The 13904-nt window shown below is 74.0% G+C and carries 16 protein-coding genes; 6 read left to right on the top strand and 10 right to left on the bottom strand.

Annotation, left to right across the window (positions count from 1 at the left end; translation table 11 throughout):
• Together E1266_RS15800 and sigE are read right to left on the bottom strand one after the other, a co-directional pair.
• Positions 1 to 270: zf-HC2 domain-containing protein (locus E1266_RS15800; RefSeq protein WP_207945668.1), on the bottom strand; the 270-nt coding region annotated here is incomplete at its 3' end.
• Between the two features lie 85 nt (positions 271 to 355).
• Positions 356 to 1090, bottom strand: coding sequence for an RNA polymerase sigma factor SigE (gene sigE / locus E1266_RS15795; protein ID WP_243718450.1), 735 nt, complete (start codon positions 1088 to 1090; stop codon positions 356 to 358).
• A 251-nt stretch (positions 1091 to 1341) separates the two neighbouring features.
• On the opposite strand from sigE, the gene E1266_RS15790 reads away from it, so the two are divergent.
• Complete coding sequence (locus E1266_RS15790) at positions 1342 to 1944, top strand: O-methyltransferase (protein ID WP_132047560.1); 603 nt, start codon at positions 1342 to 1344, stop codon at positions 1942 to 1944.
• Between the two features lie 6 nt (positions 1945 to 1950).
• Positions 1951 to 2673, top strand: a complete 723-nt coding sequence (locus tag E1266_RS15785; protein ID WP_243718449.1) for a hypothetical protein — start codon at positions 1951 to 1953, stop codon at positions 2671 to 2673.
• 45 nt (positions 2674 to 2718) lie between these two features.
• On the opposite strand, the gene E1266_RS15780 is transcribed toward E1266_RS15785, so the two are convergent.
• Positions 2719 to 4200, bottom strand: coding sequence for a leucyl aminopeptidase (locus tag E1266_RS15780; RefSeq protein ID WP_132047558.1), 1482 nt, complete (start codon positions 4198 to 4200; stop codon positions 2719 to 2721).
• A gap of 101 nt (positions 4201 to 4301) precedes the next feature.
• Positions 4302 to 4469 (bottom strand): DUF3117 domain-containing protein, encoded by a 168-nt coding sequence (locus tag E1266_RS15775; RefSeq protein ID WP_131954262.1) that lies wholly within the window; start codon positions 4467 to 4469, stop codon positions 4302 to 4304.
• Positions 4470 to 4747: 278 nt separating this feature from the next.
• Between E1266_RS15775 and E1266_RS15770 the strand changes: the two genes are divergently transcribed.
• The 3 genes from E1266_RS15770 to E1266_RS15760 all read left to right on the top strand — a co-directional run bounded on the left by E1266_RS15770 (position 4748) and on the right by E1266_RS15760 (position 8980).
• A complete protein-coding gene (locus E1266_RS15770) occupies positions 4748 to 5533 on the top strand; it encodes an enoyl-CoA hydratase-related protein (RefSeq protein WP_132047556.1) in 786 nt (261 codons plus the stop codon).
• 90 nt (positions 5534 to 5623) lie between these two features.
• Positions 5624 to 6388: an ABC transporter ATP-binding protein gene (locus tag E1266_RS15765; RefSeq protein WP_132047554.1), complete on the top strand. Its 765-nt coding sequence runs from the start codon at positions 5624 to 5626 to the stop codon at positions 6386 to 6388.
• Positions 6389 to 6391: 3 nt separating this feature from the next.
• Positions 6392 to 8980, top strand: coding sequence for an FtsX-like permease family protein (locus E1266_RS15760; RefSeq protein WP_132047552.1), 2589 nt, complete (start codon positions 6392 to 6394; stop codon positions 8978 to 8980).
• Between the two features lie 28 nt (positions 8981 to 9008).
• On the opposite strand, the gene E1266_RS15755 is transcribed toward E1266_RS15760, so the two are convergent.
• The 3 genes from E1266_RS15755 to E1266_RS15745 are packed head-to-tail and all read right to left on the bottom strand — an operon-like array spanning position 9009 to position 10476.
• A complete protein-coding gene (locus E1266_RS15755) occupies positions 9009 to 9584 on the bottom strand; it encodes a DNA-3-methyladenine glycosylase I (protein ID WP_132047550.1) in 576 nt (191 codons plus the stop codon).
• Positions 9585 to 9598: 14 nt separating this feature from the next.
• Positions 9599 to 10027, bottom strand: a complete 429-nt coding sequence (locus E1266_RS15750; RefSeq protein ID WP_132047548.1) for an SRPBCC family protein — start codon at positions 10025 to 10027, stop codon at positions 9599 to 9601.
• The gene (locus tag E1266_RS15745; RefSeq protein WP_132047546.1) at positions 10024 to 10476 is read right to left on the bottom strand and encodes a hypothetical protein; all 453 of its coding nucleotides are present in this window, start codon (positions 10474 to 10476) and stop codon (positions 10024 to 10026) included. Before E1266_RS15745 ends, E1266_RS15750 begins: the two co-directional genes overlap by 4 nt.
• Positions 10477 to 10549: 73 nt before the next feature.
• Here E1266_RS15745 and E1266_RS15740 point away from each other — a divergent pair, with 73 nt between their 5' ends.
• On the top strand, positions 10550 to 10867 hold the full coding sequence (locus E1266_RS15740) for a hypothetical protein (RefSeq protein WP_132047544.1): 318 nt from the start codon (positions 10550 to 10552) through the stop codon (positions 10865 to 10867).
• A 5-nt stretch (positions 10868 to 10872) separates the two neighbouring features.
• On the opposite strand, the gene E1266_RS15735 is transcribed toward E1266_RS15740, so the two are convergent.
• The 3 genes from E1266_RS15735 to E1266_RS15725 form a co-directional block, all read right to left on the bottom strand.
• Complete coding sequence (locus E1266_RS15735) at positions 10873 to 12249, bottom strand: alkaline phosphatase PhoX (RefSeq protein ID WP_132047542.1); 1377 nt, start codon at positions 12247 to 12249, stop codon at positions 10873 to 10875.
• A gap of 66 nt (positions 12250 to 12315) precedes the next feature.
• A complete protein-coding gene (locus tag E1266_RS15730) occupies positions 12316 to 13170 on the bottom strand; it encodes an inositol monophosphatase family protein (protein WP_132047540.1) in 855 nt (284 codons plus the stop codon).
• Positions 13171 to 13275: 105 nt separating this feature from the next.
• Positions 13276 to 13878 (bottom strand): TIGR00730 family Rossman fold protein, encoded by a 603-nt coding sequence (locus E1266_RS15725; RefSeq protein ID WP_243718448.1) that lies wholly within the window; start codon positions 13876 to 13878, stop codon positions 13276 to 13278.
• Positions 13879 to 13904 lie beyond the last annotated feature (26 nt).

The raw sequence follows: 13904 nt of genomic DNA, 5'->3' as shown, positions 1-13904 counted from the left end.
GGGCGGTGCGGGCGGGGAGTCGTCGGCGGGATCGGCGTAAGCGGCGAGGGAGCGCAGGCGGGTCAGGAAGTCGTCGGACGGGAGGCCGCCGGTCTCGTCGGCGAGCGGGGCGTCCGACAGGCCGCGCAGCCGCCCCTTGAGCAGGCGCAGCGCGCTGACCTCGTCCCTGCACTGGGCGCAGCCCGCGAGGTGGGCGAGGGCGCGGTCGCGCTCCTCGTGCCCAAGCTCACCGTCGACCAGAGCGGTCAGACGCTCCCCCAGACAACTCACGCCGCCTCCGTCGTTCCGTTCCATCGGGCGCGCGGTCCCGTCCCGCGCGCGGTAGGCAAAGCCAGACTCGGACCTGGATCTAGAGTTACACGCCTTCGGGCTGCGGCTGAACGCCGCCCGCCAGGTGCACGCCCCCCGTCGTCTCCTCGTGCTCCGCGGTCTCCATCGCCTGCAGCGCCTGGTACTCGTTCCTGGTGCCGGGCCTGCGGCGGGTCGGCGCGCGGTGCTCCAGCGCCCCGCGCAGCTGCGCCCGCCCCCGGTGGATGCGGCTGCGCACGGTCCCGAGCTTGACGCCGAGCGTCGCGGAGATCTCCTCGTAGGACAGTCCCTCGATGTCGCACAGCACGACCGCGGCCCGGTACTCCGGTGCCAGCGCGTCGAGCGCCTCCTGCACGTCGGCGTCGAAGTTGGTGTCGTCGAACGCCTGCGCCGGGGTCGGCTCGCGGCCCTGGAGGCGTTCGGCGGCGTCGTCGGCGAGGCCCTCGAAGCGGATGCGCTGGCGGCGCCGCGCCATGTCGAGGAACAGGTTCGTGGTGATCCGGTGCAGCCAGCCCTCGAACGTGCCGGGCGTGTAGTTCGACAGCGAACGGAACACGCGGACGAAGACCTCCTGCGTGAGGTCTTCCGCGTCGTGCTGGTTGCCGGTCAGCCGGTAGGCGAGCCGGTAGACGCGGGCGGAATGCTCGCGGACGACCTCGTCCCAGGACGGCGGTGCCCATTCCGCTTCGGGGGCGTTCTCGCGAGCGCTCGTGCCACTGCCCACCCCTTGTCTGGGGCCGACCCCCACAGCGCTTCTGAAACTGAGTGCTGCGACTCCCATGGTGCCGGGCTGTTCCTCTCTCGTGAGCCAAGGTCTCGCCTTGGAACGGCACGGTCTCGCCTGGGCTGGGGCGGTCTATACCGACTCGGTACTCGTGGGTTCAACCCGCTCGTGAGCGGATTCCTTCCGTCGTTACAACGCGCTGAAACTCCAGTTGGTTCCCTGTCAGCGATATGGTCTTTCCAGCATGACCCAGGCGGGGGTCCCGCGAGGAGGCAGCCATCGACGCCGTTCAGGCCACCCGGGCCTATGTGGAGGATTACCTCCCCGAAGACGAGTCGCTCCTGAACGCCAGGCGCCGCGGCGAGGGGGTCGGCGCCGTGCCGATCGGCGCGGCGGCCGGGTCCGCGCTGCGCTTCCTCGCGACGCTGCTCGGCGCCCGGACGGTCGTGGAGGTCGGCTCCGGCTGCGGCGTGTCCGGCATCTGGCTGATGCGGGGGATGCCGAAGGACGCGGTGCTGACGAGCGTCGACATCGACCCCGAGCACCAGCGGATGGCGAAGCAGGCGTACGTGGAGGCCGGCCTCGGCTCCTTCCGCACCCGGATGATCACCGGGCCGGCGCTGGAGGTGCTGCCGCGGCTCACCGACGGCGCCTACGACCTGGTGTTCTGCGACGCGCAGAAGCGGGAGTACCCCGAGTACCTGACCGCCGCGCTGCGGCTGCTGCGGCCGGGCGGCGTGGTCGCGTTCGACAACGCGCTGTGGCACGACCGGGTCGCCGACCCGAGCCGGCGCGACCCCGACACCGAGGCGATCCGCGAGGTGCACCGGATGGTCCGCGACGACGAGCGGCTCGTCCCGATGCTGCTCCCGGTGGGCGACGGCCTGCTGTGCGCGGTGAAGAGCGGCTGATCCCCGATGGAAGCCGCCCCCGGCAAGGCCACTTCTGACGAAACCGCACCCGACGAAGCCGCACCCGACGAAGCCGCCCCTGACGAAGTCGCGCCTGAGGAGAGCATCTCCGAAGAAGGCGGGGAGGCCCGCGCCGCTGCGGGCGAGCCGTTCGCCGTCCGGGTCAAGGTGACGTGGCGGGACGTCTGGCTGCTCGTCGCGTCCCTGATCCTGCTCGCCGCGTCGGCCGCGTTCGTCGCGGGCGGCGTGACGGGCGGCGCCACCCTCGGCGGCGTCATGTTCTCGATCTTCGGCTTCGCCGGGCTCGCGCTGTTCGGCACCGGGCTGTTCCTGTCGGCCGGGCAGATGGCGGCGCGCCGCCCCGTGCTGGAACTGGACGCGGACGGCGTGCGCCGCACCGCGCGCTGGCCGCTGCCCCGCCGCGCCGGGAAGACGCTGCCGTGGGAGGACGTCCGGGCGATCGCGGCCCTGCGGCGCGGCCTCGACGGCACCCGCCGCGGTGAACTGGACTACGTCATTTTCCTCCGCACCCCGGAACTCGTCGAGATGGCCCGCACCTCCGGACGGCCGCAGCTGGTGGCGATGACCATGCGGGACGTGCCGGTCACGGCCGAGGCCGTCCAGTGGTGCTTCGCGGTCGAGCGGAACTGGGACGCGAACCTCCCGCGGATCGTCAAGGAGGCCAGGGCGCGCCACCGCGTCCCGGTGATCGACCGCCGCACGAAGTGACTCCTGCGCGGTGACTCCTGCGCGGTCACCCCGCGCAGGAGGCCGTCAGGCGGTCAGCCAGTCGAGCAGGAGGCGGGTGCCGAAGCCCGTCGCGCCGCGGGTGATCTCGGCGTCGTCGGACGTGGCGCGGCCGGGGCCGGCGATGTCCAGGTGCGCCCAGGGGCGCTCGCCGACGAACTCGCGCAGGAACAGCGCCGCCGTGATGGAGCCGCCGCCGTAGCCGCCGCGGCCGATGTTGTTGATGTCGGCGACGTCGGAGTCGATGGCGGCGCGGTAGTCCGCGACGAGCGGGAGCCGCCACACCAAGTCGCCGGCCGCCGTCCCCGCCCTCGTTAGCGCCGCGGCCAGCTCGTCGTCGTTGGAGAACAGCGCCGCATGCCGCAGGCCCAGCGCGACCTTGGCCGCGCCGGTCAGCGTCGCCACGTCCACGACCACGTCCGGGTCGAGCGCGGCGTCCGCGTAGGCGAGGGCGTCGGCCAGGACGAGGCGTCCCTCGGCGTCGGTGTTCAGTACCTCCGACGTCCTCCCGCCGTAGTGGGTGATCACGTCCCCGGGCCGCATGGACGACCCGGACGGCATGTTCTCCGCGGCGGCGATCAGCCCGGTCACGCGGGCGCGGACGCCGAGACCGCGCAGCGCGCTCAGCACGGCGATGACCGCCGCGCCGCCCGCCATGTCGGTCTTCATCGTCTTCATGCCCTCGTTGGGCTTGAGCGACAGCCCGCCGGTGTCGAACGTGATGCCCTTGCCCACCAGGACGACATGCCGCTCAGGAGCACCCTCGGCGCCTCGCGGCTCGTAGGACAGCTCGATCAGGCGGGGCGGGCGCGACGACCCGCCCCCCACGGCCACCAGGCCGCCGAACCCCTCGTCGGCTAGTTCCTTCTCACCGCGCACGCGGACGGTGAGACCGGTCTCGGCGGCGACCCGCTCGGCCTCCCCGGCGAGCCAGGACGGGTCCTTCTCGCGGGACGGGGTGTTGGCGAGGTCGCGGGCCAGCGCGGTGGCCCGGGCGCGGGTGGCGCCCAGCTCGATCGCCGGGGCGTCGGCCACCGGTCCCGCCTCGGTGACGACGGCGAGCGTGCCGACCGCCCTCTTCGCGGGCGGCTTCCCGATCTTGAATTCGTAGCAGGCGAGGAGCGCGCCCTCGGCGAAGGCGGCCAGGGCGGCGGCGGAGACGCCGGCCGGCGCGGCCGCGGCCAGCGCGGTCCGGCCCTTGCCGCGGCGGGCCAGTGCGGCGCCGGCCTTGCGCAGGTCGGCCGGGGCCGCTTCGCCCACCCCGTACAGCAGCAGTTCCCGCACCCGGTCGCCGAGGCGGACCTGGGCGGACGTGATCTCGCCCGGCTCGCCCTTGGCGTCGTGGAGCGCGAGCAGCTCGTCCAGCGTGAACGGCAGCGACTCCGCCGCCTCGGTCGCCGGCGCGACCGGCCCCGGCCCGACGGGGACGGCGACGACCTCGGCGTCGAGGTCGACCGCCGTCTGCGACACGGTGCCGCCGGCACCGTGCAAGCGGGTCTCGATGGGCATGGCGGCGGTTCCCCCCTGTGAGTCGTGCTGCCTACGGGAATGGCAAGGGCCCCGGCGGTTCCGCCGGGACCGTCACCAGAAAGCCGGGATCGGCGGAGTCGTCAGCCCACGACTTCCTTGATGGCGTCGCCGAGTTCCTTGGCCTCGTCGGCGGAGAGCTCGACCACGAGACGTCCGCCGCCTTCGAGAGGAACCCGCATGACGATGCCGCGCCCCTCCTTGGTCACTTCGAGCGGACCGTCTCCCGTCCGCGGCTTCATCGCCGCCATGCGTGCATCCCCTTCCTGCGTAGGGCCGCGGCCTCGCACACCCTTGGCCGCGTGGCCGCGTGTCGCATCCGCGTCATCAATAGGTGGTCCATTATCTCGTCTTCCGGGCGCGAAGTGGTAACGATCAGCCTCCAGATCGGCCGAGCGGTGCGCCGGAGGCGTGCGGATCGGCGCCCGCGGGCCATGTGCCGGCGAGGGCCGGCGGCCCCTTGCCCGCCGCCCCCCGGTTCACCGATGGTTGCCTGGGAAGATCTACCGCGGACCATGGAGGACACCCGATGACTGAGACCGTGCGCTACGACGTGACCGACGGTGTGGGAACTATCACACTTAACCGCCCGGACGGTATGAATTCGCTGACGGCCGAGATGAAGGAGCTGCTGCGCGCGACGGTGGTGCGCGCCGCGGCCGACCCCGCGGCCCGCGCGGTGATCCTCACCGGGGCCGGGCGGGCCTTCTGCGCCGGGCAGGACCTGCGTGAGCACGGTGACAACCTCGCCGCGGGCAAGGGCCTGGACGACACGGTCCGCAAGCACTACAACCCGATCGTGCTGGCCATAGCGGGCATGCGGAAACCGGTCGTGGCCGCGGTGAACGGCGTTGCGGCGGGCGCGGGGGCGGCGCTGGCGTTCGCGTGCGACCTGGTCGTCGCGTCCGACAAGGCCCGGTTCGCGACGGCCTTCACCGGCATCGGCCTCGCGCCCGACAGCGGCATGTCGTGGACGCTCCAGCGGCTCGTCGGCCGCGCCAAGGCGGCCGAGCTGCTGCTCCTGGGCGAGCCGGTCAAGGCGCAGGACGCCCTGGAGCTCGGGCTGGTGAACCGGGTCGTCCCGGCGGACGAGCTGGCCCCGGCGTCGGTGGAGCTGGCCCGCCGCCTCGCCGAGGGGCCGACGGTCGCCTACGGCGCGGTGAAGGCGGCGCTCGACCACGCGGCGACGCACGATCTGGCGTCGTCGCTGGAGCGGGAGGCCGAGCTCCAAGACGAGTGCGCGGAGACCAGCGACCACCGCAACGCGACCGAGGCGTTCCTGAAGAAGCAGCAGCCCGCGTTCGAGGGCCGGTAGCCCGTACCCGGCCGGTGGGGCTGCCCCCACCGGCCGGTGGGGAGCGGGCGTCAATGTGCCGGAGGGGGTCCCGGCGGTTTGCTTGGCGGCATGACGCAATCTATCGCCGCACCACCCGCCGAGCAGGTCCACGACCACGTCGCCGTCGCCCGCGACGTGGTCAAGTCGTACGGGTCGGGTGACGGCGCGGTGCCGGCGCTGCGCGGTGTGTCGGCGACGTTCCGCCGGGGCCGGTTCACCGCGATCATGGGGCCGTCCGGCTCGGGGAAGTCGACGTTCCTGCACTGCATGGCCGGGCTCGACACGGTGTCGTCCGGGTCCGTGCTGATCGGCGGCGTGGACATCACCGGGCTGTCGCGGACGCGGCTCACGAAGCTGCGCCGCGACCGGCTGGGGTTCGTGTTCCAGGCGTTCAACCTGCTGCCGATGCTGACGGCGGAGGAGAACATCCGGCTCACCGGGCGGCTCGGGAAGCGGCGCGCCGACCAGCGGTGGTTCGACACGGTCGTGGACGCGCTGGGGCTGCGGGAGCGGCTCGGGCACCGGCCGGGCGAGCTGTCGGGCGGGCAGCAGCAGCGGGTCGCGGTCGCGCGGGCGCTGCTGACGCGGCCGGAGGTGCTGTTCGCCGACGAGCCGACCGGCAACCTCGACTCGGCGTCGGGCGCCGAGGTGCTGGAGTTCCTGCGCACCGCGGTGGACGCCTACGGCCAGACGGTGATCATGGTGACGCACGACCCGGTGGCCGCCGCGCACGCCGACCGGGTGCTGTTCCTGGCCGACGGGATGATCGTCCACGAGCTGCCGCACCCGACCATCGACGCCGTGCACGCCGCCATGCGCCGGCTGGAGGGCTGAGCGATGTGGCTCATCGCGCGCCGCTCCTTCGCCGAGGGCTGGATGCGGCTGGCCGCCACGCTGCTGGCGGGGGTGTTCTCGGTCGGGCTGATCGCGGGCTCGGTGCAGTTCACGCTGCGGGCGCAGGAGGCGGTGTCGGGCAGCGACGCCAGCGAGTACGTCCGCACGGACGTGCTCGTGGTCGGCGGCGAGACCGACCCGGACGACGTGTACGCGGCGCCGGACGGGCGGGTGGCGCTGGACGCGGTCGCGGGACGGCCGGGGGTCGCCGCGGCCGCCGGGGACGCGCTGGTCCCGGTGACCGCGAGCGGGCCGGACGGCGAGCCGATCGTCGCGCCCGCCGGGGCGGGGACGACGCTGCGGCCGTGGACGCCGGAGGCCGGGCTCAACCCGTACCGCCTGGACGCGGGACGCGCGCCCGCCGCGGACGGCGAGGTCGCCGTCACCGCGCACATGGCGCGGGCGGGCGGGCTGTCGACCGGCGACGCGCTGCGGGTGACGCTCCCGAGGCGGAGCCGCGACATGAAGGTCGTCGGGATCGTGACCGTGCAGGACCGCGGCACCGTGGCGCGCGGCGACCTGGTGCTCGCGCCGCCGGAGACCGTCCGGGAGGCGGCGGGGCTGCCGTCCGGGACGTGGCAGGGAGTGTGGGTGAAGGCCGCGCCGGGCGTCCCGGCGGAGCGGCTCGCCAAGGACCTGGCCCGCGACCTCGCCGCCGAGGACGTCACCGTCCGGACCGCCGCCTCGGTGCGGAGCGCCCACTCGGCCTCGCTCCAGGCGGAGGGGGCGACGATCGGCGGCGCCATCGGCATGGTCGCGTCGGTCGCGGTGTTCACCGGCCTGTTCGTGGTGGCCAACACGTTCGGGACGCTCGTCCGGCAGCGGACCCGCCGGCTGGCGCTGCTCGGCGCGATCGGCGCGACGCCCCGCCAGATCAAACGGCTGATCCGGTTCGAGGCGCTGGTGCTCGGCGCCGTCGCGACGGCCGGCGGCACGCTGCTCGGCTTCCCGGTGTCGGGCCTGCTCACCACGCTGTTCGCCCGGGACGGCTTCGACATCACCGGGACCGGCGCCCAATACGGGTGGGTCGCGCTCGTCGTGCCCGCCGCGGCCGGGATCCTCGTCACCCAACTCGCGGCGTGGCGCGCGGCCCGGAAGGCCGCGCGGATCTCGCCCATGCAGGCGCTGCGCTCCGCGACCGCCGACACCGCCGGACGGCGCTGGCGGCGGCTGCTGGGCGCGTTCGCCGTGTTCGCCGCGGCCTGGGTGTTCTTCGGGCCGGTGTTCGCCGTGCAGCACGACGAGCCGCCCGGACCCGACCGGACCATCGCCGTGTGCGTGCTGATCCTGTTGGGCTGCATGACGACGGCGGCGGCGCTCTGCGTCCTCGCGCCGTTCTTCGTCGGCCCGCTCGGCGGCCTGGTCGGGCGGCTCGGGACGGCGGTGAGCGGGGAGGCCGGGCGGCTGGCCCGCGCCACCATCACCCGCAGCCCGCGCCGGGTGTCGTCGGCCGCGTCGTCGCTGATGCTCGGCGTCGCGCTGGTCGGGGCGACCGCGCTGATCGTCCTGTCGGCGGACGCGCGGTTCGACGAGGCCGGGAAGGATGTGATGCGGGCCGAGCACGCGATCGCCGCGACCGGGGTGACCTCGGCGGGCCAGGCACCGCTCCCCCGCGACATGGCGGACAGGGTCGCCGCCGTCCCGGGCGTGTCCCGGGCGATGGCGCTCACCGCCACCGAGGCCAAGCTCGTCTCGCCGCGCCCGAAGAGCCCGTACGCCGACGACGACGCGGGGCCGCTGTACCTGATGGTGAGCGGCGCCGACCCGGCGGCGATGCCGTCCGTGCTGGACCTCGGCGGCGACCTGCGGCCGCTGCGCACCGGCGAGATCGCGCTGACCTCCACGGTCATGGAGGCGCAGCGGCTGCGGAAGGGGCAGCGGATCGTCGTCCGCGGCGGTGCCGGGAAGGTCGCGCTGACGATCGCGGGCGCCTACCACGACCCGTCCCACCTGTTCGCCGACCAGGCGCTCGTGTCCGCCGCCACCATGGACCGGCTCGATCCCGGCGCGGCGACGCAGGTCGTCCTCGTCCGCGGCGGCACGCGGGACGACCTGGCGCGGGCGGTGGCGGACGCGCCGGGCGTGGAGGTGCTCGACAGGTCCGGCTACATCGAGATGGCGGCCGACGCGACGACGTCGGGGATGACCGTCATCTACGGGTTCATCGGGATGGCGCTGGTGCTCGCCCTGTTCGGGATGGCGACGACCGTGTCGATGGGCGTCGGCGAGCGGACCCGCGAGTTCGGGCTGCTCGGCGCGGTCGGCGCGACCGGGACGCAGATCCGGTCGATCGTGCGGTGGGAGGCCGCCACGGTCGTGCTGCTCGGCGGCCTGCTCGGCATCGGCACGGCCCTCGGCACCGTGTACCTCATGCACGTGGCCACGGGGAGCACGTTCCTCAGCCCGAACCCGCCGTGGTGGCTGTTCGCCGCCGTCCTCGCCGGGGCCGCCGCCGTCACCCTGGCGACGTCGGCGCTGCCCGCCCGGCGCGCCGCGGCCGTGCCGATCCTGGAGGCGGCCAAATCGGGGTGAGCCGGGCCGGAACGGCCGGGCCGGGGCCTTAGCGGTAGGCGCCGTGCCGGTGGCAGCCGGTCAGATGGTCGTCGACCAGGCCGCACGCCTGCATGAGGGCGTAGGCGGTGGTGGGGCCGACGAAGCGGAAACCCTGCTTCTTCAGCTCCTTGGCCAGGGCCTTCGACCCGTCGGTGTACGCGGGCACGTCCGCCGTGTCCGCGTACGCCGGCGCGTCGGGGTCGGCGTAGCGCCACGCGGTCGCGGCCAGGCCGCCGGGGAGGTCGAGCGCGGCGCGGGCGTTGCCGATCGCCGCCTCGATCTTCGCCCGGTTGCGGACGATGGCGGCGTCGCCCAGGAGGCGCTCGACGTCGGCGGGGCCGAACGCGGCGACCTTCGCCAGGTCGAACCCGGCGAACGCGGCGCGGAAGCCCTCGCGCTTGCGCAGGATGGTCAGCCACGACAGCCCGGACTGGAACGCCTCCAGGCAGAGCCGCTCGTAGAGGCCCTGGTCGTCGCGGACGGGGCGGCCCCATTCCCGGTCGTGGTAGGCGACGTAGTCGGGCGTCGACAGGCCCCAGGGGCAGCGGGCCAGCCCGTCCTCGCCGCGGATGGCGGTGCTCACCCGCCCGTTCTACCTCACGCCCGCGACAGAACGGCCAGCCGGCGCAGGCCGAGGGTCATGAACGCCTTCACGACCGGGCCCGCGACGATCCATCCGGCGCGGCCCAGCGGGCCGAGCGGCAGGTCGACGCGCTCGGCCCAGACGATCCGGCTGCCGGAGCCCTCGGGGACGACCTCGAACCACGCCTCGCCGCGCACGACGCGCCCGGTGTGCCGCACCGCGACGCGGCGGCCGTCCCGCCAGTCGGTGATCACCATCGTGTCGAGGAAGCCGACCGGCCCGATGCCCGTCCAGCCCCGGATCTCGTCGCCGACCTTGTCGCCGCCCTCCGCGCGGGTGAACGGCATCCACTCGCCGTGCCGGCGCCAGTCGGTGAGGACCTCGAAGACGCGTTCCGCCGGGGCGTCCGAGACGGCCTCGGCGTGGACGGCGACGACGCTCACCGGTGGTCCTCCTTCGCGCCGCCGACCGGCTCGTCCTCCGTGCGGCCGCCGACGGCTCCGCCCGCGGCGGTCTCCTCGCGCGCCGGCGGCGTGCCGTTCCAGCTCGGCTCCTCCAGGCCGTGCAGCGCACCGACCGGGCCGGGGTCCTCTGGGGTGCCGTGCAGCTCCCGGAGCCGCTGCTCGAGTTCGGCCACGCGGGCGTCGCGCTCGTGCAGCGCGTCGGCGAGGCGCTGCAGGGCCTCGTCCGTCAGCTGCGGCTGGTAGCCCCAGAACGTGCGGGGCAGCCGCAGCCGGGCGATGTCGTCCCCGGTGATGGGACGGCCGTCCGCGCCGCCCGGGAGCGGCGGATAGTCCGGATGGGTCTCGGCCAGCTCGCCGCCCCTGCCCATGGCGAGGGCGACGACGGCGCCCAGCACGGCCAGGCCGGCCAGGACGAGGACCACGGCCACGATCAGGCTCCGTTCTGCTCGCACCCCACTGGAAAGACGTTCCCCAGTCCCCGATCGTGCCACGCTTGGCGGTATGGGGATGCAAGAGCGGAGAGTCCTTTCACCGGACGCGCCGGTTCCGGACGGCGTCGTGGACGCCGGCACGGCACCGGCGACCAGCCGGATCGAGCGGCTGACGGCCGGTGACGCCGTGGTCCTCGTCACACTGGAGACGGACGCGCCGGAGCCCGACCCCGCGCTGCTGGCCGCCGCGTCCGTCTACGCGTGGCTGGGCGTGAAGCTGTTCCGCGTACCGGAGTCACAGGCGGACGCGGTGCGCGAGGTCCTGGACATGGTCGCGTCCATCGAGGGCACCCGGCCCCCGGCGGTGTCCCGCCGGGGGCTCGCCTGACCCGGCTAGCCGCGGAGGCGGTGCCAGGGACCCTGCACCGCGAACGTCGCGCCCGGTCCGGACTGGCGGCTGAAGAACAGGATGCGCCCGTCCGGGGAGAACGTGACGCCGGTGAACTCGCTGTCGTTGCCGGCGTTGCGCGCCATCGCGAACGGCTTGTTCTCGCGCGTGGTGCCGACCAGGTACTGCTCGCCGTCGCCGTCCTCGGCCAGGATCACGCCGCCGCCGTAGGGGGAGACGGTGATGTTGTCCGGGCCGTCGAAGCGCCCGCCGGGCTTGAAGATGAGCTGCAGCTCGACCTCGTTGCGGCGCGGGTCGTAGGTCCAGACCTGGCCCGCGTGGTCACCGGCGGCGCCGGACGACTTCCTGGAGAAGCTGGCGACGAAGTACGCCTTGCCGTGCCCCCACCAGGCCCCTTCGAGCTTCTGGCTGCGGGTGACCTGGCCGTCCTCGAACTGCTTGCGGACGGACGTCTGCTTCGCCACCGGGTCCGGGACGCTCACCCACCGGGCGGGCAGCCGGGCGCCGGGCTCGGTGACCGCCGACAGGTCCGGGACCCCCGGTACGTTCAGCGCCTCCAGCTTCCCGCCCGCCATGTAGCTGTGGTAGCCGCCGCGGTGCGAGCGGGGACGGAACCGGTAGAACAGGCCGAACGGGCCGGACGCGTCCTCGGTCAGGTAGGCGGTGCTGGTGTGCGGGTCGACGGCGACGGCCTCGTGGGCGAAGCGGCCGAGCCCGGTCAGCGGGACGGGCTTGGTGTCCCTGCCGTACGGGTCGACCTCGAAGACCCAGCCGTGGCTCTTGCTCTCGCCGCGGATGCCCTCGGTCTCCTCGCACGTCAGCCAGGTGCCCCAGGGGGTGCGGCCGCCGGCGCAGTTCACGGCCGTCCCGGCGAGGCTGACGTACTGGGACAGGAGGTTGCCGTCGCGGTCGACCTCAAGGGTGGTGGTGCCGCCGTTGGCCACCGGGTCGTAGATCAGCTCGGGGGTCCCGACGGCACGGGTGCCGTTGGTGCCCTGCTCGTGGTTGAGCACCAGCAGGGTGTTGCCGGGGCGGCCGCCGCGTCCCCGGCCGTGGTCGCGGTGACCGTGGCCGTGGCCGTGGCCGGCGCGGACCGGGAACGAGGCCATGCCGTCCTGGTGGCCTGGGACGACGACACCGTCGGAGATGGGGTCGCCCTCCGTCGTCAGGATCTTGTAGGAGAATCCCTTGGGCAGGTCGAGGACGCCCTCGGGGTCGGGGATCAGGGGGCCGTAGCCGTACGCCTCTCCGGTGTCTGCGCCGGCGGAGGTCTGGAAGATGCCGTCCAGGCTTCCTGCGAGGGCGATCGACAGCGCGCCGGCCGCGCCGCCCTTGACGACTCCGCGACGGGTCACGGACATGGGGGACTCCTTCACGTTGGGATCACGTGGGAGCCTGGCCGCGGCGCCTGAACAGCCGGTTAACGATCACCGGACGGGCGGGAAAGCCCCAGGGCAATCTTGTGCGGTGAGGTCGGCGACCTCGGCGATGGCGGAGCCGGCGAGGTCGAATCCGGCGACGCACGCGAGGTAGCCGGGGGCGTCCCAGTCGTCGCCGCCGGGCTTCCCGCGGAGCGGGAGGTAGGTGCCGCCCGCCTGCCTGACCAGCAGCAGCCCGGCCGCGATGTCGTAGGCGTTGATCCACGAGTCGTAGGCGACGTCCGTCCAGCCCGCCGCGACGTGCGCGAGGGTCAGCGCGGCGCTGCCGGGCCTGCGCACGGTGGCGAACGCGCCGATGAGGTCCCCGTAGCGCCGCAGCGTCTCCGTCCGGTCGCCCTCGGCCAGGTCGTGCGGGCTGGGGTAGGAGGTGGCGAGCACGGCGCCCCGGTCGCCGGTCGCGCCGTTGCTGCGGATCGGCTCGCCGTTGCAGGTCGCGCCGTCCAGGGACGCGGTGAACATGTCGTCGCGGATCGGGTCGTACACCACGCCCGCGACCAGCTCGCCGTCCGCGACGGCCGCGATGGACGTGCAGAAGAACGGCAGCCCGACCGCGAAGTTGGCCGTCCCGTCGATGGGGTCGACGTACCAGCGGACGCGGTCGTCCCGGCCCTGGACGCCGCCCTCCTCCCCCACGACGACGGAGCCGGGGGTCTGCTCGTCGAGCACTTCCCGGATGGTCTCCTCCGCGGCGCGGTCGTGCTCGGTGACCGGGTCGTGGAAGTCCAGCTTGAGGTCGATCCCGGGGCGGGAGCGGAACGCCGTCCGCAGCCGGTCGCCGGTCGTGCGGGCGGCGAGCTCGGCGATCGCGGCCAGCTCCCGTGAGGCGGGCACGTCGGCGTTCATCGGTCTCCTAGGGGCCGGTTCAGGGGCGCGGACGCTTCGACGGTATCCGAGGGTGCGCGGCCACCGGTCCGCGAGCACCGGCCTTGGGCGCTGGACGGTGAGCGGTCAGAGTTGGGTCTCCGCGTAGTCGCTCGCGGAGAACTCGATGCGGGGCTGGGAGCGCTCCAGGAAGTCGAACGCCTCGGGGACGGTGGTCGTCCAGCCGATCGCGTCCCAGATGCGGTGGCGGGCGAAGCCCTGCTCGGTGAGGCTCACCATCAGCTCGCGGAGCGGGTCGTAGACGCCGGTCGGGTCGAGGATGACGACGGGTTTCTCGTGCATGGACAGGACCCGGGCCGTCCACACCTCGAACAGCTCCTCCAGCGTGCCGATGCCGCCGGGCAGGATGAGGAACGCGTCGCTGCGCTCGTCCATCTCGCCCTTGCGGGTCCGCATGTCGGGGGTGACGATCAGCTCGTCGTTGTCCTCGTCGGAGATCTCGACGCTGACGAGGCCCTCGGGGATCACCCCGACGGTGCGGGCGCCGCCGGCCCGCGCGGCGCGGGCCACGGCGCCCATGCACGACACCTGGGCGCCGCCGCTGACCAGGCTGTGGCCACGCCGGGCCAGCTCGGTGCCGACGTCCGCGGCGAGGTCGACGTGGCGGCGGTCGATCCTGCCGCTGGACGAGCAGAACACGCAGACGGCGAGCGGCTTCGCTGAGGTCACCGGGCCAATCTAACCGCTGACCGGCC

This window comes from Actinomadura sp. 7K534, assembly GCF_004348575.1.
Classification (GTDB): Bacteria; Actinomycetota; Actinomycetes; order Streptosporangiales; family Streptosporangiaceae; genus Spirillospora; species Spirillospora livida.
The sequence above is the reverse complement of the archived record's forward strand: the minus strand, read 5'-3'. Positions and strand labels throughout refer to the sequence as shown.